The 18,563-nt window shown below is 68.0% G+C and carries 16 protein-coding genes; 9 read left to right on the forward strand and 7 right to left on the reverse strand.

All coding sequences use genetic code 11. From position 1 onward, the window contains the following. Nucleotides 1–349: 349 nt before the first annotated feature. The gene (locus Q0795_RS00005; protein ID WP_298885136.1) at nucleotides 350–550 is read left to right on the forward strand and encodes a hypothetical protein; all 201 of its coding nucleotides are present in this window, start codon (nucleotides 350–352) and stop codon (nucleotides 548–550) included. Between the two features lie 1,180 nt (nucleotides 551–1,730). On the opposite strand, the gene Q0795_RS00010 is transcribed toward Q0795_RS00005, so the two are convergent. Together Q0795_RS00010 and Q0795_RS00015 are read right to left on the reverse strand one after the other, a co-directional pair. Next, nucleotides 1,731–2,237, reverse strand: a complete 507-nt coding sequence (locus Q0795_RS00010; RefSeq protein ID WP_298885137.1) for a DUF4411 family protein — start codon at nucleotides 2,235–2,237, stop codon at nucleotides 1,731–1,733. Next, nucleotides 2,234–3,373: an ImmA/IrrE family metallo-endopeptidase gene (locus Q0795_RS00015; RefSeq protein ID WP_298885138.1), complete on the reverse strand. Its 1,140-nt coding sequence runs from the start codon at nucleotides 3,371–3,373 to the stop codon at nucleotides 2,234–2,236. The genes Q0795_RS00010 and Q0795_RS00015 overlap by 4 nt, the downstream gene beginning before the upstream one ends. Nucleotides 3,374–4,124: 751 nt before the next feature. Here Q0795_RS00015 and Q0795_RS00020 point away from each other — a divergent pair. The 7 genes from Q0795_RS00020 (at nucleotide 4,125) to Q0795_RS00050 (ending at nucleotide 12,386) form a co-directional block, all read left to right on the forward strand. Further along, on the forward strand, nucleotides 4,125–5,978 hold the full coding sequence (locus Q0795_RS00020; protein WP_298885139.1) for a DUF2075 domain-containing protein: 1,854 nt from the start codon (nucleotides 4,125–4,127) through the stop codon (nucleotides 5,976–5,978). Between the two features lie 102 nt (nucleotides 5,979–6,080). Beyond that, nucleotides 6,081–6,941 carry an HNH endonuclease gene (locus tag Q0795_RS00025; protein ID WP_298885140.1) on the forward strand — a complete coding sequence of 287 codons (861 nt, stop codon included), beginning with the start codon at nucleotides 6,081–6,083 and terminating at the stop codon, nucleotides 6,939–6,941. Between the two features lie 539 nt (nucleotides 6,942–7,480). Continuing rightward, nucleotides 7,481–8,137 carry a hypothetical protein gene (locus Q0795_RS00030; RefSeq protein WP_298885141.1) on the forward strand — a complete coding sequence of 219 codons (657 nt, stop codon included), beginning with the start codon at nucleotides 7,481–7,483 and terminating at the stop codon, nucleotides 8,135–8,137. 94 nt (nucleotides 8,138–8,231) lie between these two features. Continuing rightward, on the forward strand, nucleotides 8,232–9,578 hold the full coding sequence (locus Q0795_RS00035; protein WP_298885142.1) for a UvrD-helicase domain-containing protein: 1,347 nt from the start codon (nucleotides 8,232–8,234) through the stop codon (nucleotides 9,576–9,578). A gap of 116 nt (nucleotides 9,579–9,694) precedes the next feature. Then, nucleotides 9,695–10,945, forward strand: a complete 1,251-nt coding sequence (locus tag Q0795_RS00040; protein ID WP_366942444.1) for a UvrD-helicase domain-containing protein — start codon at nucleotides 9,695–9,697, stop codon at nucleotides 10,943–10,945. Beyond that, nucleotides 10,942–11,904: a nuclease-related domain-containing protein gene (locus Q0795_RS00045; protein WP_298885143.1), complete on the forward strand. Its 963-nt coding sequence runs from the start codon at nucleotides 10,942–10,944 to the stop codon at nucleotides 11,902–11,904. Before Q0795_RS00040 ends, Q0795_RS00045 begins: the two co-directional genes overlap by 4 nt. Before the next feature lie 281 nt (nucleotides 11,905–12,185). After that, nucleotides 12,186–12,386, forward strand: a complete 201-nt coding sequence (locus Q0795_RS00050) for a hypothetical protein (RefSeq protein ID WP_298885144.1) — start codon at nucleotides 12,186–12,188, stop codon at nucleotides 12,384–12,386. A gap of 36 nt (nucleotides 12,387–12,422) precedes the next feature. Here the strand turns inward: Q0795_RS00050 and Q0795_RS00055 are convergent, their stop codons facing one another. From Q0795_RS00055 to Q0795_RS00075, 5 genes are all read right to left on the reverse strand, one after another. After that, on the reverse strand, nucleotides 12,423–13,901 hold the full coding sequence (locus Q0795_RS00055; RefSeq protein WP_298885145.1) for an aldehyde dehydrogenase family protein: 1,479 nt from the start codon (nucleotides 13,899–13,901) through the stop codon (nucleotides 12,423–12,425). Then, nucleotides 13,898–14,725: an NAD(P)-dependent oxidoreductase gene (locus tag Q0795_RS00060; RefSeq protein ID WP_298885147.1), complete on the reverse strand. Its 828-nt coding sequence runs from the start codon at nucleotides 14,723–14,725 to the stop codon at nucleotides 13,898–13,900. Before Q0795_RS00060 ends, Q0795_RS00055 begins: the two co-directional genes overlap by 4 nt. Further along, nucleotides 14,722–15,219 (reverse strand): hypothetical protein, encoded by a 498-nt coding sequence (locus tag Q0795_RS00065; RefSeq protein WP_298885149.1) that lies wholly within the window; start codon nucleotides 15,217–15,219, stop codon nucleotides 14,722–14,724. The genes Q0795_RS00060 and Q0795_RS00065 overlap by 4 nt, the downstream gene beginning before the upstream one ends. After that, entirely contained in the window at nucleotides 15,216–16,058 is an 843-nt protein-coding gene (locus Q0795_RS00070; protein WP_298885151.1) for a DUF3100 domain-containing protein, read from the reverse strand. Before Q0795_RS00070 ends, Q0795_RS00065 begins: the two co-directional genes overlap by 4 nt. Before the next feature lie 86 nt (nucleotides 16,059–16,144). Beyond that, nucleotides 16,145–17,053 carry a LysR family transcriptional regulator gene (locus Q0795_RS00075; RefSeq protein ID WP_298885153.1) on the reverse strand — a complete coding sequence of 303 codons (909 nt, stop codon included), beginning with the start codon at nucleotides 17,051–17,053 and terminating at the stop codon, nucleotides 16,145–16,147. Nucleotides 17,054–17,191: 138 nt separating this feature from the next. Here Q0795_RS00075 and Q0795_RS00080 point away from each other — a divergent pair, with 138 nt between their 5' ends. After that, the gene (locus tag Q0795_RS00080) at nucleotides 17,192–18,514 is read left to right on the forward strand and encodes an HNH endonuclease signature motif containing protein (protein WP_298885155.1); all 1,323 of its coding nucleotides are present in this window, start codon (nucleotides 17,192–17,194) and stop codon (nucleotides 18,512–18,514) included. Nucleotides 18,515–18,563: the final 49 nt, after the last annotated feature.

Here is an 18,563-nt window from a genome sequence, read left to right on the forward strand (position 1 = left end):
CCCCGCCGTCGGCGAGCATCACCGCCACGTCGCTCAGCACCTGCCCGCGGTCGTGGACCGGCACGAACGACCGGCGGACCATCGCCGCGGACAGCTCACCGGTCAGGCCGGTGCGCTCCGCCAGCAGGCGCAACCCCACACTGCCCGCGTGCGCCACCACGCCGACACCATCAGCAGAGACGGACAACCCCGACGACCACGACGTACGATTCACTTACCGAGTGCTTCCTGCTGGGCGACCTGGGACCTTAGACAAGTCCAAGTCTTCCCTGCTCAGGGAGCACTTCGGTGCTTTTACACGCCGATCACACCGCCACCCCGTGAACGATCCGGGCTAGCACGGACCGAGATGCAGCAGATAGTTGGCGAACTCGAGGCCTTGTTGGTCAACCTCATTTACGACGGACGGCTGGTCTCGAACATTCGGCGTCCTAAATTCCCTGTCGCCAAGGAGTGGGAGCAGGTCACGCGCACCAATTTTCGCTCTCCCGGCATTTGTCACCGCGTCGATCCCACGTGGTTCGCCAAGCCTGAATGGCTGGATCGCTGAACCCACGTGGTCCGACTTACGACATTGGTCCTGGAGGAGGGGCGAGCGGATGCCCCCCAGGTTGGATTTGCCAGTCCGGGCTCGAGATTGGGCCGGTGGACGAGACGACGCACCGCGCTTGGCGTGGGGTGGTGCCACCGCTCCCCGTTGCCCGCTCGCAAACCTGCGCATGAGAGGAAAGGGTGAGGTCCTCTGCGTGAGAGCCAAAGCCGCTGGATTCGGGCGTTACGTGCCGGGACGAACTGGATACGCTGGGAACGTTAAGCACCTCCAGTCAGCAGGGGCCGACCCCTACTGCTCGTCAGACCCGTCTGCCTCGCAGGTGCGTTCTGGGTCGTGACCGGCGTCGCAAGCTCTCGGAGAGTCCAGGTCCGGATTATCCATAGGGCATAGCCCCGGCCTGCCCCTGATACGGCTCGGTCGACCGGGGGGAGTCAACCTATCGAGTTGTAGTTGCCGACAGTGCCGATCCGTTGGGTCTCGTTCGGCAACGTTCCCAGAGAACTGCAGCCTTCCTAGTTGGCGGCTGGGGAATCACTCAGTCTCTGGTTGGACTATGCTCGGTCAGGCTGCCGAGGGTCTGCATTGTCGAATCTCTTGCCCCATAACGTACGGACTCGCTTAGTGAGCAGGTAGAGCCGCCACCGTCGCCATGCGTTTGGGGAAGGCCCCGCCGGTACGAGAGGCGTACAGCTGCGTCAACCTCACGCGCCAACTTCCTCATGGCCTTAAGGAGATCATCAACGTTTGTCTTCGGTATGTCCTTGTAAGTGGCAACCCATTCCGGCATGCGGGACAAGGTCCGAAGAGACTCGTCTAACCCATAGAGCGTGTACTTTACCCGTGGTCGAATTTCCTTCAGTTGAGTCGCTCCAGTCCTCCCCGCATCTCTCCACGGGGCCGGGTCGGACCCTTCCACGAAGCGCTGCCGAAGGATGGTGGCCGAGGCCGCGGTCCGATGGATTCCCTCACCCAGGGCCTCCAAGTGCGGTTGCAAGGCAAGACGATGGGCCGCCCGCATTTCTGCACGCCGGTCTCCCAGTAGAGTTCCGATCAAAGTAAGCAACGAAGCCGCGGCAGCGATAGTTGCAACGATTAGAGTCGCTGTCGTTCCGTCTAGGAACGGCTCCGTTGCCGTAGCGTTTAGGGCCCAGGCGGGGGCCACCATATTTGGGGTCATTCAAGCGGCATTCAGACGCAGTCCGAGTGATCGATACGCAGCGATAGGATCTAGGCTTACAACCCCGACCCCTGTGCAGGCGTCGGGGATCTTGACCCTATTTCTGCGTTGGGGTTCACTTAACTCGTGCGTGACTAGGATTGCCCCCTGTGCCTTCGCTTGAGCGATAATACGGAAGTCTACCGAATCCAGAAAGTCAGCCACCGCGCTCTCGAGGTAAGGGCGCTGGGGCGCCTCGGCCCACTCTCGCAGTTCCACCATCGCAGCGACCGTTTCAACGGTGTCATCGACCCAGAAGTCGGAGCGGACTCCGGCTGCCCACGCCTTGAGGGGATCTTCTTCCATCGAGTATTTACCGGCATTTATCTCGCTCTTGGTGTGAACGCTCGACGCGGCGTTGGTGAGGCCTGCGTCCTTGATCCATTCCCAGAACCCAGGGGCGATGTCAAACCCGTAGAACGTTCGACTCGCCGTGATGAAAACATTTGTGTCGAATATGTACATCATGTCCCTCCGAGTTCCCCCGCATACTTGTCGAACGTTACGGCAGACTTCATAGACATCAGGCGCATCGCCTCAGTGTATGTAGTGTTGCCGCCGAGCGTGTCAGACACGATAGCCCGAGAAAGACGCTCTCCCACACGGAACGGAAGATTCGCGTAGTGGTCTCCGCCCTTAGAGTTGCGAGCTTCGGCTAGTTTGATGACGCGGGCCTCCTCAGAGGCGTATACTGCGTCGAAGTCCGCAAATGCCTCTATACCATAGCGGCGCAGTGCCTGCAATACCACAAGTGTGCCACACTTGTAACGTCGCGCGAGAAGATCTAGGGACTCAGGAAGAGTCTTGTCAGCCACATGGGGCCATGTATGCTTGAGATCGGTCTCGGGGACTAGGAGCAGAGATGCAACCTGGTTGCACCACCGCTCGAGTTCGTGCTTTGGCTCTCGGCGCGGGTCCTCGTTGCCGATTCCGGACATCCCTCGCCAGACGTGAGCATATTCGTGAGCGATGGTGAAGATCTGTCCGTTAAGGGTCTGATTGGCGTTGATGAAGACCAGGGGCGCAATTGGATCCACTAGACTGAACCCACGGAATTCCATCGGATCGAGCATTCGGTGATTATTGTTGTCCACCATGGATGTGACGACGGTTAAGCCCCCAAGGGCTTCGAAGTTTCGCAGAAGGGTTTTGCGCGTGTCACTCCAGGTGCCGGTACGCTTAGAGACCGCCACGTCTAGAACGTGTGTCATGTGATCAGCCGTCTGCTCAGGACCCCAAGACGCAGCAACGCCCACGATTTCAACCGGACTAAAGGCAGATCTTTCCGCGTACTCGCGATACCACTCTTGGCGCTGCTGGCTTTGACGAATGACTCTCATTAGGTCAGCGCTCGGCTCGTCGGGGGCTGCGTCGTAGCCGTCACGAAAGTCCTGCACCGGCAACTTCCAGGGCGGAGGTTCACGTCTGAGGAGGTAGCCGAATGGAATTCCGGCACTAGCGGCGAAATCCGTAAGCTGCTTCAGTGTTGGATCCTTATCCCCGCCGATCCACTTGGTAAATCGCGCGGGGACGTCCCCACCGAAGGCAACTCGCTGGGCCCATCTCATAACGTCGCGGTCGACGGGAACGCGAACCGTGCTCACAGCCGACCTCCAATCACCATGTTGAGCCTCTTGATCCACACCCTAGCGTCCCGCTCTGACCACCCCGGAGAGAAGCACGTGCGGGTCTCTACGCCTTCGCCCGCCCGGTGCCGCCACGATGACGGCACGTCCCCTTCAGGGCGTAGGGATCGAAGCGTTGTCATGCGCAACCGGCGAGTTCGACCGTCCGGAGGCTCTCCCCGCATCCGTCCTGTATTCGGCGAAGTCGTGATGTATCGGCCCTCAACCGGGCGCGAGCGACCCAGCCCAAGGCGGGCTGAGCGACTCTGCCCCATAGTGGGCGGAAAGACGCGCCCCAGAGCGCGGAAGTCGAACCTTGGCCGCGGGAGGCGTCTTTCCACGCCCGGAGCGGTCCAGCACCCACCTGCCAGTCTGGACCTCTTGCGCATCGTCGAGTGCGCGACCTGAGCACGCCTCGACCTCACGGACTGCGGTTCTTGGCATGTGACAGTGCCGGGGTCGCGCAGTACGCGTCCACTGAACGTGCAGCGTCCTCGTGGCCTGCGGACCCTTTCAAGGCCGTGCATCCGCTGGGTGACAACCGCAAGTGCATGCCGTACGTCGACGCCTACTCGGTTCACCCCAACCTCCGTCTCGCAGGACCGTCCGGTCGCGACCTACAGTAGGGACGTCATAGCGGCCCGACGGGCTTCCTTTCAGGACACGCCCCCACCCGCACGAGTTTCGTGCTGCCTGGGGAGTCCTGCCGGTGTTCTTGCTTCGATCGTCCGTGCAGGGACTGTCCGTCTCCGAGGCGCACCTCGCCCAGTACATCGCGGAGCAGATGGCCATCACCACCGGCCGGTCGGCCTCCCCCTCCGAGTGCCGCTCGTGGGAGCGCAGCCTCCCCCGGCTGCGCGCCGACTTGATAGATGCCGGTCTTGGCGACGTCGAGATGCTCGTGGAGTACCAGCTCCCTCTCACCAGCAAGCGGGCCGACGTCGTCCTCGCCGGGCAGCACCCGCAGACCGGACGCGCGTCATACCTCGTGGTCGAGCTCAAGCAGTGGAGCGAGGCAGAGCGGTTCGAGGACAGCGACGTCCTCGTGCGGATCGACAGCTACGGCAACCGCCCGGTGCTGCACCCGCTGGAGCAGGTGCGAGGCTACTGCGACTACCTCACCGACTTCGTCGTCACGCTGGCCGAGGACGAGCACGAGCTCGCCGGCACGGCATACCTGCACAACGCGACCAACCTGGGCATCGCAGACCTGCGTGACATGGCCACCCCCGACGCCGCGCGTCCGGCACGGATGTTCAGCGGACAGGACCGCAGCCAGTTCCTCGACTACCTGAGAAGCCGGTTCGCGCCCGGGGTGGCGGGCGCCGAGTATGCCGACCGACTGCTGAACAGCCGCGTCGCGCCCTCCAAGCAGCTTCTTGCCCTGGCGGCCGACGAGGTGCAGCGGCGGGAGCAGTTCGTCCTGCTCGACGAGCAACGCGACGCCTACGAGCTGGTGCTGCACGCCATGGAGAAGGCGCGGCGCGGGAACACGAAAACAGCTGTCGTCGTCATCGGAGGGCCCGGTAGTGGCAAGAGCGTGATCGCACTGTCCCTGATGGGCGAGCTGTCCCGGCAGGGGCGTGGGGTCATGCACGCGACGGGGTCGCAGTCGTTCACCAAGACGCTGCGAAAGGTGGCCGCCGCGCGGGCACCGCGGGTGCGCAAGCTGTTCGGCTACTTCAACGGCTTCATGGCGGCGGAGCCGAACGAGCTGGAGTGCCTGATCCTCGACGAGGCGCACCGCATCCGGGAGACGTCCGAGTCCCGCTTCACCCGCAAGGAGCACCGGACCGGGCGGCCGCAGCTCGATGAACTCCTCAGCGCCGCGCGAGTGCCCGTCTTCCTGCTCGACCAGAACCAGGTGGTGCGGCCCGGCGAGATGGGCACCGTGGAAGCGATCACCGGATATGCCGAATCACTCGGCATGGACGTGCACGAGATCGACCTCGACGACCAGTTCCGGTGCGGCGGGTCGGCGTTGTACGTCGAGTGGGTCGAGCGGTTGCTCGGGCTGGCCCCTGGCGGGCCCTTCGCCTGGGAGGGTGACGGGACGTTCGAGCTGCACGTCGTGGACTCCCCCGAGGAGCTGGAGCACGTGCTGGCCGGGCGCCAGGACGATGGCTACACCGCGCGGATGGCGGCGGGCTACTGCTGGCCGTGGTCGGACCCTGAGCCGGACGGGACGCTCGTGCCGGACGTGCGAATTGGTGACTGGTCGCGACCGTGGAACCTCAAGGGTGATCGCTCGGTCGGCGGCGCGCCCGCTGCCGCGCTGTGGGCGACGGACCCGGCCGGCTTCGGGCAGGTGGGGTGCATCTATACCGCCCAGGGCTTCGAGTACGACCACGCGGGGATCATCATCGGCCCGGACCTCGTCTGGCGGGACGGTCACTGGCGCTCCGTGCGTGAAGGCAACAGGGACCCTGCCCTGCGCAACCGCACGAAGGTGTCGGACCACGACTTCGACCGGCTGGTGCGCAACGTCTACAAGGTGCTCCTGACGCGCGGCATGCAGAGCGCCTGGGTCTACTCCCCCGACCGGCATACCCGCGAATTCCTGCGGGGACTCATCCGGGGATAGCCGGGCGACTTGCTGCCCTTGACCACAAGCACACACCGACGGATCGACAGGCTTCCAGCGCTGGACACGCCTCCCCCGTGATGAGCACGGAAGGCGCATGCCGTGGCGGCATGGCTGCTGACTATCAGCAAGGACTACCCCCAGCACTGGGAGTACGCCAAGGAGCACGGACTCTGGGATCTGATCACCGCCCGCGGGATCAAGGCCGGTGACGTCATCTACTACTGGCAGAGCGGCGCCTCCCTGCTCGGCAAGGTGCGAGCGCTCCGGGACGCCTATGCGATCGACGCCGAGAAGGTCACACCAGGGCCGTGGGACGACTGGCCGGGTTCGGAGGACAAGCCTTACGTCCAGCGCTTCCCGCTCGAGGTGCTCGCCGGAGAGGCGGCCGAGCAGCCACGGTGGCACGACGTCGCGGCGGCCACCGGCCTGAGCAAGAACCCGACGTTTGTCAGGACGCTGACCGCCGAACAGCAGGCGATCATGGACGGCTATCTGGGGGGTGCCCCCAGCCCCCAGCAATCACTGAGCGATGCCCAGCGGGAGCGCGTCTTCGCCGACCTGGACGAGGACCTGCGGGTGCGACGACTGCAGCTGGTTGCCCTACGCCAGGGCCAGCCTCGATTCCGCAGTGATCTCCTGCGTGCCTACGGCGGTCGGTGCGCGATCACCGGCACGGCCGTCGAGTCGGTCCTTGAGGCTGCTCACATCTCTCCGCACAAGGGTGGGCACACCAACGAGGTGTGGAACGGGATGCTCCTTCGCGCGGATATCCACACGCTCTTCGACCTGTTCCTCATCACCGTTGAGGTCGATAGCATGCGGGTAAGGGTGTCTCCCGCGCTCAGTAATTCCGAGTACGAGTCGCTGGAGGGCGTCACCGTGAACCTGCCGGGGCGGCTCGACGAGCAGCCACTGGCAGAGGCTTTCGCTGGACACAACGAGTCGTGCGACTGGCTCTGAAGGATGAACGTCAGGACTCGCAAGAGCGGCTGCGAATCTGCGCCACGGACCGAGGCTGGCTGTGATGCTTTACGTCATCCGTCTCGGTGTCGTCTCTGACGCCGACCGTTCTGCGGGAGTGGAGACAGCCAGTCAGCACCCACCGACTGAGTCAGTCGGTCCACAGCCACGAGATCGGTGCCGGTTTCTCGCCGGCTCAAGCTCGTGCCAGCCCTGTTGAAACCAGATGTCGCTGGGCTGGTCGGCATACACATGGTCGGTCTACATATGGGACAGCATAAGACGCTTGCGACGGCTCCCCTTGTCGTGCTCGGAGGTGGCGGGGCGCTCGCAGGTCATCAAGGACCTCGTGGATCGTCGTCGACATCGCGTCATCAAATTGGACGGCGGAGCGCCCCACGGTGGGCCTACGCCAAAGAAGGGGTGACAAATATCGGTTGAGTAACGATTGAACAACTCGGTGGGCAGGCGGGCGACTCTTGACGTACGTTCTCGGGGGCCACCATCCACTTCCGTTGCGACAACTTGAAGGACTCTCGATGCGCATTGCCACTCTCCCAGTCGCCCTGCTTGTCACCGCAGCCACTCTGGCTGCGTGTGGGGACACCGAGGATGAGCCTGCCAGCTCGCCAACTGCAGCGTCAGAAGAATCCGCTGCTGATGAGGAGATGGAGGAAGCCTCGGAAGAGTCGTCAGAGGTAGAAGAGCCTGCTGAGGCGACCACTGACCAGGAAGCCCAAGAAGAGGAGACATCCGCTGCCGCGGATGAGGCGGAGCCAGCGGATGACGAGAGTGGTTCTGATTCAGATGCCACCTTTGGTTCGGCGGTGCAGGTCAGCGACGGTATGACGGTCACGATCAGCGAGCCGGAGCAGTTCACGCCCTCCAACACGGACTTCCTGTCGAGCGAGTGGGAGACGTTCATTCGAATGGACGTCCTGGTTGAGAACACGGGTGAGGAGCCACTCGAAGCCTTCAACGTCTACACCCGTGCCACCACTGGTAGCCAGGCCGCCGAAGAGGTGTACGACTATGAACAGGGACTAGAGACGCCGAGCGCAGTCATCCAGCCCGGACGCGAACTCGAGTACGCCATCGGTTATGGGGTAAGCGCTGGGGAGCCTTTCGACCTTACTGTGGAGGACGTGATGGACTTCTCCAGTCAGGGAGTGACGCTCTCAACGGTGATCGAGTAGAGCACCTCAATTTGAGGCCCAAGGCGGGCACTCAAGCGTTGTGAGAATATCCAGCAGGAGGGCCCCGGGGAGCCCGGACGAGGAGGGGTGACCTTTGGCGGTTCCCGTCATATGGCGCGGGACCACGCCGCACGGCGAGGACTGGGTCCTCGTCCGACGCGACGACGGATTCGCTCTTCGCCTTGACGCCGACGAATTCCACATCCCCTTCTCCGGCGCCGACCGCATCTCGGTGACCCGCCGATGGTGGCGGACCACCGTGACCGTGGCCGGGGTGCCGGAGCGGGTCGGTGTCCTGAGCGGCCTGTCCGGGGACGAGGGCCGACGCCTCGAGAAGGCCGTGCAGGATGCACTGTCCGGATCCCTCCCCGCCTGGACCGAGAAGCTCTCGACCTCGATCGAGACGGCTCAGCGAGACCTCCGGTGGATCACCGAGGAGGACGTCACCGCACTGCTCTCGACCCGTCCAAGCATCGCCGACGAAGAGCCAGCCGTTGCCGGCCATGCGCCGGGAGCCGGGCCCCTCTGGTTGACGGAGGAAGGCACGCGTCGGTGGGTGCAGACGGTCAACGACGAGGTCGCCGCGGCGGTCATCCAGTCGCGTAGGTCGTTCTTCGACACGGTCGCGAGCAGCCCGCTGACTGACGAGCAGGCCCGCGCGGTCGTGACCTACGACAACCGGGTCAATGTCATCGCTGCTGCGGGATCGGGCAAGACGTCGGTCATGGTGGCCCGGGCCGCGTATGCCGTCTCCCGCGAGCTGGCGAGGCCCGAGGAGATCGTGCTCCTCGCCTTCAACAAGGACGCCGCCACCGAGCTGCAGACGCGGATCCAGCGCCGGTTCGCGGCAGCCGGCCTGCCCGCCGAGGGGGTCGAGGCGACGACCTTCCACGCCTTCGGGCTCAAGACCATCGGCCAGGCCACCGGGGGCAAGCCGACGGTGGCGCCGTGGCTGACCAACGACGCCGAGGTCGGCGTCCTCTCGGAGATCGTGGCCGAGCTGAAGGACAGCGATCCCCGGTTCAGGTATGCCTGGGACTGGTTCCGCTGCTGCTTTTCACCCGACCAGACGAGGACTTCACCGAGCCATCTGCTCCCGACTCCTGGGACCCGGCCCGACGCGCGACGGGCTACCGCGCGATGGACGGCACCACGGTCAAGAGCGAGGGAGAGCGCTGGGTCGCGAACTTCCTCTACCTCCACGGCGTCACCTATGAGTACGAACGCCCCTATGCCTACGACACCGCCGACGCCGAGCACCGGCAGTATCACCCCGACTTCTACTACCCCGACATCGATGTCTGGCACGAGCACTGGGGCCTCGACGCGAACGGCAACCCTCGCCCCGGGTGGACCGACTACCTCGACGGTATGGAGTGGAAGCGACAGCTGCATCGGGAGCACGGCACGACGCTGGTGGAGACCACGTGGGCCGAGGTGATGGAGGGCGACGGCCTGTCGCGTCTCGAGAAGGAGCTGGTCGGGCACGGCATACGCCTGGACTGGGACCCCGACCGACCACCCGTCCGGGGCGTCAGGGTCGTCACGGACGCGGACATGCTCCGCCTCGTGCGGACCTTCATGCTGCACGTCAAGGCGAACTCGTTGGACCGGCAGCAGGTCGAACGGCGCCTGGGCGTCGGCCTCGTGCGGAACCGGAGGCGCGCCAGGATCTTCCTGGACCTCTACTGGCCGATCCATGACGCCTGGCAGGCCCGGCTCGCTGACGGCGGCTACGTGGACTTCGAGGACATGCTCGTGCAGGCCGCCGACCACCTCGAGTCCGGCAGGTATGCCAGCCCCTACCGGCTGGTCATGGTCGACGAGCTCCAGGACGCCAGCCAGGCCCGGGCGCGGCTCACCCGGGCCCTAATCGCCCAGCCTGGCCGCCACCTGCTGGCCGTCGGCGACGACTGGCAGTCCATCAACCGCTTCGCCGGCGCCGACCTGAGCGTGGTGACGGGCTTTGACGACCACTTCGGCCCCGGCCCCACGGTCCACCTGACCACGACCTTCCGGTGCCACCAGTCCATCACCGACACCGCCGCCCGCTTCGTCATGAAGAACCCCGCCCAGGTGTGCAAGACCGTCACTTCGGTCAGCGACCGGCCGGTCGACCCGGCCGCCCGCGAGGGCGTGCAGCTGCGCGCGGTGCCGAGCGCCGCCGAGGTCCCCCGCGCGATCGGCGACTTCCTCACCCAGCTGCGCGACGCCATAGGCGAGGGCGCCATCGCGGCTGAGACGGTGAGCGTCGACGTCCTCGGGCGCTACCACCAGGACCGCGGCCTCATGCCGCGGGTGGCCCCGCCGGGCATCCACCTGGCGTTCCGCACCATCCACTCCGCCAAGGGGCTCGAGGCCGACTACGTCGTCATCCCGAACCTGTCGGCGGGGTCCTACGCCTTCCCGAGCCGGGTCGCGGACGACTCGGTCCTGGCTCTCGCCATGACCGGTGGTGACACCTACCCGCACGCCGAGGAGCGCCGGCTCTTCTACGTGGCGCTCACCAGGGCACGCCGCGGGGTGCTGCTCATCAGCCCCGAGCACAACCCCTCCCCCTTCGTGACCGAGCTCCTTCAAGACGGGCTCGTACGAGACGTCGGCCCCCGGCCGGTCGCCACCCCCTGCCCCGGGTGCCGGGCCGGCGTGCTCCGTCCACGCTCCGGTCGGACCGGCCACTTCTGGGGCTGCAGCACCTTCCCGGCGTGCACGTATACCTGCAACACCGTGGCTCCTCCGGGGGAGCGACCGAGCACGACCACGTCCACTCACCCGTCGGCCACCTCTTCGAAAGACGGAGCACCATGACAGAGACAAGCTCGCCCACTGCCGGCCCTCGGGAGATGCGGCTGCGGTATGCCGGTCGGTGCCGCGAGTGCGCCACCGAGCTTCCCCGTGGGACGCGTGCGGTCTACGACCCGGGGACGAAGACGGTCTGCTGTCTGGGCTGCCCGGTCCCTGCCACCGCGGACGAGGCGCCGCCCGGCGACGACACCCCAGCCGGCTACACGGTGCACGGGGAGACCGAGCAGGCGACCGCACCGGCTCCCCCACCTGCGCCCGCGCCAGCGCCCTTCGAGATGGCCCCACCGATCGAGAAGCCGGTCGCGGTCGACACGTCCCCGGGCGTGGCGGGCTCCTCCGCCCGCCGCGAGCACGAGCGCCGCGTCGCCAAGCGCGAGGAACGGGTCCGGAGCAGGTATCCCAGGCTGGGCGGGCTTCTGCTCGCTCTCTACGACGAACCACAGACCACCAAGGCCTGGGCGACCGGCGCGGCCGGCGAGGAGCGTCTGGGGCGCCGCCTCGACACCGCCGCCGGTCCCCTGGTGCGCGTCCTGCACGACCGTGGCATCCCGAGGAGCCGGGCCAACCTCGACCATCTGGTGGTGTGCCCCAGCGGGGTCTTCGTCGTGGACGCGAAGCGCTACCAGGGTCGACCGCACCACGCCGTCGAGGGCGGCTTCTTCACGCCCCGCGTCGACAAGCTGCTCGTCGGCCGCCGCGACTGCACCCGGCTCGTGGACGCCGGCCTGAAGCAGGCGGACCTCGTGCGCAGAGCACTGGATGACGACACCGTCGAGGTGCGCAGCGTGCTCTGCTTCGTCGAGGCCGACTGGCCCCTCTTCGGCGGCGACTTCGTGATCCGCGACGTCACGGTGACCTGGCCGAAGAAGCTGGCGACCACGATCGCGGAGCCGGGTCCGCTGAGCGAGGAGCAGATCACCACGATCCACCAGCGACTGGCCACCGCCTTCCCACCGGCCTGACGCGCGAGCCCGACGCACCTGGGTGGAGGAGCGCAACCTCGTGGCCTTCACGCTGCACGACCCGTCCGACGCGCTGCGCGAGGTGGACCTGCTGGCGGACACCCCCCTGCCGTTCGCCGCCCTCCGCACGTCCTCGGACATCGTCGACGTCGACGGCGTCCCCGTGCGCGTGGCGTCCGTCGAGCACCTGGTGATCATGAAACGCCGGTCCGGGCGCGCGCAGGACCTGGCTGACATCGAGGCGTTGTCGCAGCTGCAGGGCCCACCTAGGGTGGTGAGGGATGAGCACGACCCAGGCTGCGGATCTCTGGCGCGGCACCTCGGACGCGAGGTCCGCCATCGAGGCGCGTGCGGCGACCACGCCGGCGCAGCGGTTGGCATGGCTCGAGGAGAGTCTCCAACTCGCACTGGCGTCCGGGGCCCTGGCGCGAGACCGGGCCAGGCGGCAACGTCAGGCCGACGATTGGCACGTCTCCCGCTGAGACCGGCAGCGGAGGGCAGCCGGCTGGCTGGCGCTGTCAGTAGCCGAAGGCCAGCGGCGCCTCCGCGTCGGTCTCGACCCACACGGCCTTCGGCTGCGAGTACTCCAGCAGCCCGTCATGACCACTCGAGCGGCCGTGGCCGCTGGCCCCGAAGCCGCCGAAAGGTGCCATGACGTTGATCGTCTTGTAGGAGTTCACCCACACCGTGCCGGCGCGCACCTGGCGCGCCACCCGGTGCGCCAGGTCGACCGATCCGGTCCACACCGCCCCGGCCAGGCCGAAGTCGGTGTCGTTGGCGATGCGCACCGCGTCCTGCTCGTCCTCGAACGGGATGGCGACGACCACGGGACCGAAGACCTCCTCTTGGGCGATCTGGTCGCTGTTGTCGACCCCGTCCAGGACGGTGGGCCGGTAGAAATAGCCGTCCTGGTCAGCGCGCGAGCCACCGGCCGCCGCCCGGGCTCCGGCGCTGACAGCGGTGTCCACCATGGTCGAGATCTGGGTCAGCTGACGGGCGTTCTGCACCGGGCCCACCTGCGTGTCCTCGTCGGTGGGCACCCCCTGCCGCAACCGGCCGGCCAGCTCGGCCAGCCGGCCCACGACCTCGTCGTAGGCGGAGGCCTGCACCAGCAACCGGGAACCGGCCACACAGCTCTGCCCGGCGCCGGAGAAGATCGCCGCGGCCGCGCCGCCGACCGCGCGGTCCAGGTCGGCATCGCCGAAGACGATGTTGGCCGACTTGCCCCCCAGCTCCAGCACGCACGGCGTCAGCCGCTCCCCCGCCGCCGCTGCGATGCGGCGGCCGGTCGCCGGCGAGCCGACGAAGACGACCTTGGCGACGCGCGGGTCGGCGACCAGCGCCTGGCCCGAGCTCGGTCCCAGGCCCGCGACCACGTTGACCAGCCCTGTGGGCAGCCCCGCCCGCTCGGCGATCCGCACCAGCAGGGCGGACGTCAACGGCGTCAGCTCCGACGGCTTGAGGACCACGGCGTTGCCGGCCGCGAGCGCCGGCGCCAGCTGCCACCCGGCGGTGAAGATCGGCGCGTTCCACGGGGTCATCTGGGCTACGACGCCGTAGGGCTCGCGGAGGGTGTAGGTGAGGTGGGAGGTCGGCACCGGGATGACCTCGCCGTGCTGCTTGTCCGCCCAGCCGGCGTAGTACTCGAACATCTCCGCGACCTTGGTCGTCTCCGCTCGTGCGTCGCGCAGCGGCTTGCCGACCGAGCGGGCCTCGAGGAGCGCAAGCTCGTCCACCTGCGCCCGCACCCCCTGCCCGACCGCCCACAGGGCCCGGCCGCGCTCGGAGGCGGTGAGGGCACGCCATACCTCTCCTGCGTCGTGCGCCGCCTGCGTCGCCGCCGAGACAGCGCCCTCTCCCCCGTCACCGAAGGAGGCATAGGTCTCCTCGGTCGTGGGGTCGATCAGCTCCACCGGATCACCCGAGCCGGGGACCACCTCGCCGCCGATGTAGGACCCCACCTGCTCGGTCCCCAGCAGCTCGTGCCACAACCTCATCCCGTCACCATCCTGTTGAAGTCCTCGTCCCGGCCGAGCGTCTCGCCCAGGTCCTGCCACATCTGCGCGGCCGCGACGACGAGCGGCGAGGCGGCCCCCGCCTTCTCGGCGAGCTCGGTCGCGAGATCGACGTCGCGCGCCATGAGCCCGACCGGGAAGCCCGAGTCGAAGGCCTCGCTCAGCACCCACCGCGGCAGGTTGACCTCGGTCACCGCGCTGCGCCCCGAGGCGGTGTTGATCGCCCTCAGCAGCGCCTCCGGGTCGACACCGGTCTCCTGGCTGACCCCCATCAGCGCGCGGGCAGCACACAGGTGGATGCCGCAGAGCAGATTGTTGAGCAGCTTGGCGGTGTGCCCGGCGCCGACGTCACCCACGTGGTTGATCCGGGACGCCAGCGGCTGCAGCACGCTCCGGACGCGGCCCAGCTCGCTGTCCGGGCACCCGAGGAAGACCGTGAGCTCACCGGCCCAGGCGCCGCTGCTGCCCCCGCTGACCGGCGCGTCGACGAAGGTATGCCGCTGCTCGCCCAGCCGCTGCGCGCGGGCCCGCGTCTCGTCCGGGGAGCAGGTGCTGGTGTCGATGACGAGCCGCGGGGCGGGGGCCTCCAGGACACCGGCCACGACCTGGTCCACCTGCGCCCCTCCGGGCAGCGACAGCACGAGGACGTCCGCCCTCTCGACCGCGTCCGCGAGCTCGGTGCGCGTCACACCGTCCGGGGTCTGCGGCGCCTGCGGGTCGACCCCGAGCACCTCCGTCCCCGTGCGGGCCAACGAGGCAGCGATCCCGCCGCCCATCTGGCCCAGACCGACCACGGCGATCGTCATGAGGTCACCCGCAGGACGAGATCGGCGATGGCCGCGGACCCGACGTAGGTGCCGACGAAGACGAGCACCGCCACGACCAGGATCTTCCAGCCCGACCGCCGCATGACGGAGAGCTCGAGCGAGCTGATCGCCAGGCCGGCGTAGGCCAGGCACGGGACAGCGAGGGCGAGGAAGTCGATGCCGGACACCAGCCCGACGAACCACTCCGCCCACGGCATGAAGGGCATGGTCAGCGCGATGCCCACCAAGGAGATCCAGGCGACCGACGGGAGGTAGAAGGGGAGGAACGTGGTGAGGAGCAACCCGATGACGCAGACCACGTAGAGGGCGAGCATGCCGGCCAGCACCTGCAGGAGCGACAGGTCGGTGGCGATGAGCTGCAGGGGGATCGCGATGACCGTGACGACCGCCACGTCGCGCAGGGTGTCGGTGAGGACGAGCGACCGGTCGTCGCCGCTCGGGAGGAAGTCCTCTTCCGTCTCGTGGGTGGTCACGACGTGGCCTCCTGGGTCTCGGCCGGACGCCGGTTGCCCGGGTCGTCGGGGCGGATCTTGCGGTACATCCACTCCACCAGCGGCAGCGCGACGAAGAGGCTGACGTACATGCCGGTGGCGTAGGTGAGCAGGTTGCTGGCGCCGGCCAGGGCGACGATGCTGTCCGTCGAGCCGGGGACGGCCTCGGCGAGAGCGCCGGAGCAGGCGGCCATCATCGAGCCGCTGCCGACGCCGCAGGCCATGGCCAGCGCCTCGATGCTGAACACCTCGGCCGTGGCCAGTACCGACGCGACGATGGCGAAGACGAAGGTGCCGAAGAGGGTGCCCATCACGTAGACCCCCATCACCCCGGTCCCCTCGGCGCTGCGGAGCCCGTATCGGTCGGCGATGATCGCGATGTTGGGCTCGCGCGCGATCGAGTGGGCAGCACCGATGGACTCGCGGCCCATGCGGAAGACCCAGATGGCCACCGGGAAGGCGAGGGCGATGGTGCCCAGGTTGCCGAGCTCCTGGAGCAGCAGGGCCGGCCCGGAGCGGATGATCTCCTCGATGGACGGGCCGATCGTGGTCCCAAACTTGGCGATGAACGGCATGATCGCGACCACGATGAGCGGACTCGCCGCAGCGGCGAGCCGTGGTCGGATCAGCCTGCCCATCGGGGGCACGACGTGCGGGTTGAGCAGCAGCGTGAAGACGAAGGCGAACAGCAGCGGCAGGAGCAGGATCGTGCCGATGCCGATGGGGATGGAGCGCACGCCGATCAGCTGGCTGACGATGCCGACGACCAGCACCACCAGATGGATCGGCCACGCTCGTGCGAGGGTCTTGACGGTGTCCACGTGGACCTCCTGAGCGGGGATGTGGCGACGCTAGAAGGCGGTATGTCGTTGCACAAGGCCGCACTTCGGTCCCCGGGGTGGCACCCTCAGGGCAACACCGGTGGCGCGTCGAACCACTCGGCACAGCGGGATCTGAGCTCCGAGGCCGCTGGCGACAGACGGCGACCCGCCCGGGTCAGCACCGCCGCGCGGACCCCCTGCAGATGGGCGTCGTCCACCGGGACCAGGCGCAGCCGACCCGCCGCCCGCCACCGGCCCACGGTGATCGGCGGCAGCAGCGCCACCGCCTGACCTGCGGCGATCGCTGCCATGATGGCTGGCTGGGAGTCGCTGACCATCGCCACCACGGTGTCGATGCCGTGGGCCCGGACGACGTCGTCGTGCAGAGCCCGGAGGCCGAACCCCTCGGGCAGCACGGCGAAGCGCTCGCCCTGCAGATCGGTGGGGGTCACGAGGTCGGCGCCAGCGAGAGGATGGTCGGGCGGGCAGGCCAGTCCCACGGGCTGTGCCATCGTGCTGTCGACGCAGAGGAATCGGTCTCGCGTCGGGTGCAGCGCGATGGCCAGATCCACGGCGTCGTCCAGCACCAGCTCGCTGATGGTGCTGGTGCCGCCCGTGACGAGGCTGACGCTCACCCCGGGGTGGTCGCGCATGAAGGGCGCGATCACCTGCGCCGTGAACTCCTCCACGAAGCCGTAGCCGACCGCGACCGAGACGGTGCCCCGGGCCGCACTGGTCACCTCTCCGAGGTGGGCCGCCAGGAGTGCGTCCAGATCCTGCCTCTCCTGGGCGTGGCGCACCACGACCCGTCCGGCGTCCGTGACGCGAGCCCCCTCAGGACCTCGCTCGAAAAGTGGCCACCCCGCCCGTCGCTCCGCCGCCGCAAGGGCACGCTGCACCGCCGACGGTGCGACACCCAGCTCGCGCGCGGCCCCCCGGAGCGACCCCGCGCGAGCGACGGCGGCGACATACCGCAGCGTTCGGTCGTCGAGCATGGTGAGAACGCAGGCTAGCGCGCCCGTCGCCTCGCCGACCCGACCTCGGCGAAGGCCATCGATGGGAGCTGCGCGTTCCTGGAGGCCTCGCCGGCGTCATGCCGGGGTCTGTCAGACCCGACTCGTACACTTGTTCGCATGAGGGGTAGGTGGGGCAGTGAGGCCACCGGCGGCCGGGACGGCGGCGCCGGGGGTGGTGCGGTTGCGGCCGTGGCGCAGTTGGCTGACGCGGTCGAGCGTTCCGTGGCGGCGTTGGCGTCGCCTGCGTTGTTGCAGGAGTTTGAGCTGGGTGAGGTGCTGAGCGCGCTGGACGGGGTGGCGGCGCGGACCCACGCGCTGCTGGTGGCGGTGGTCCGGGAGGGACTGGGGCGGGGGTTGCACCAGGAGGCAGGGTTCTCCGACGTCGACTGGGTCCGGGGCGTATGCCCGGGGCTGGCGTCACGGACCGCGGTCGAGATCGCGATGGTCGCCCGCGCCGCCCAGCAGGGCGTGCACGTCCCGTTGGCGGACGCCGTGCAGGACGGGTCGGTGCCGGTGCACCGGGCGGCGCAGGTCCTGCGGGCGCTGACCAGGATCCGGCCGGCGCTGGGGGAGGCCGAGTATGCCGAGGCGACCGAGCTGCTGACTGTCGCCGCGGCACGGGAGGAGTTCGATGAGCGGGACCTGGGCAGGATCATGTCCAAGCTCGTGGCGACCTGCTTGTCCGAGAAGGAGCAGGTGGCCCGGGCGCAGGCCAGGCACGAGCTGCGCGACGTGCACGAGTCGTCGTTGGCGGACGGGTCGCTGCGCCGGTTCGTGGTGACCGTGGGCAGCGACGCGGACTACGAGGCGATCCGGGCGGTGCTTATGTCACCACTGGCCGCGCCGACACCGCGCCAGGACAACACGGGCGATGGTGGTGCTGCGGACCCCGCCGAGGGCGGCGGCGCGACGCTGGCTGAGCTGGACACGAGGACTGCCGGGCAGCGCCGCTACGACGCCTTCATGACGGTCTTCCGGCGCGGCGTCGCGGGCACCGAAGGGCAGCCCACGACGCCCAAGGCGCAGGTCATGGTCACGATCGGGCTGCAGGAGCTGCGCGGCGCCCTCGCCGGTACTGGGCGCACGGTGCACGAGGGCACGATCCCGGCACACCAGGTGCGCCAGCTGGCGTGCGAGGCCGACCTCATCCCCGCCGTGCTCGGGGAAGCGGGGCAGATCCTGGACCTGGGCCGCGCCAAGAGACTCGTCACCCCGGGCCAGCGACGCGCCCTGGCGCACCGCGACGGCGGGTGCACCTTCCCGGGCTGCCACGTGCCCGCGACCTGGTGCGACGCGCACCACGTCGTGCACTGGGCCCGCGGCGGCCGTTCCGACCTGGGCAACTACGCCCTGCTCTGCCCCCGGCACCACACCTGGGTGCACCAGCACGACGCGTCCGCTGACGTGGACTCAACCGGGGTCCGCTGGAGACTGCGATGACCCCGCCCCGCACCCGACCCCTGCGTGGGCCGGGCCACCGGCCTGCGCC

The sequence above is a fragment of the uncultured Serinicoccus sp. genome, assembly GCF_947487915.1.
In the GTDB taxonomy this organism is placed as follows: Bacteria; Actinomycetota; Actinomycetes; order Actinomycetales; family Dermatophilaceae; genus Ornithinicoccus.